The organism is Clostridium pacaense, from assembly GCF_020709765.2.
Classification (GTDB): domain Bacteria; phylum Bacillota; class Clostridia; order Lachnospirales; family Lachnospiraceae; genus Enterocloster; species Enterocloster hominis.
This window is the reverse complement of the sequence record NZ_JAJFEB020000081.1, coordinates 1-371: the sequence shown is the minus strand read 5'-3', so window position 1 is coordinate 371 and position 371 is coordinate 1. Positions and strand designations below refer to the sequence as shown.

Annotated in this window: 2 tRNA genes; both read right to left on the bottom strand. The window is 52.6% G+C overall.

From position 1 onward, the window contains the following. Positions 1 to 73, bottom strand: a tRNA-Ala gene (locus tag LK536_RS58560). 139 nt (positions 74 to 212) lie between these two features. Continuing rightward, a tRNA-Ile gene (locus LK536_RS58555) sits at positions 213 to 286 on the bottom strand. Between the last annotated feature and the right edge of the window lie 85 nt (positions 287 to 371).

The following is a 371-nucleotide window of genomic DNA, read 5'->3' as shown; positions in this document are numbered from 1 at the left end:
TGGAGATGGAGAGATTCGAACTCTTGACCCCCTGCTTGCAAGGCAGGTGCTCTCCCAACTGAGCTACACCCCCATATCATGGATGCTGGTCTTCCCTCTTACGAGGCAATTCCTATCTTCTTAAACGTTATTTTATTATGTCTGAAGGAACTTCAGAACCAGCGGGCTAAAGCGATGCTTCCTCTTGCGAGTTCCGGTCGCAGTTACCCTAGTGGGCTTAAGTGGACTCGAACCACCGACCTCACGCTTATCAGGCGTGCGCTCTAACCGGCTGAGCTATAAGCCCGGTTTGAAAATCCGGCAGCCACCTGCTCTCCCATGCCGTCTCCAGCATAGTACCATCGGCCGCTTAGGTCTTAACCATCGTGTTC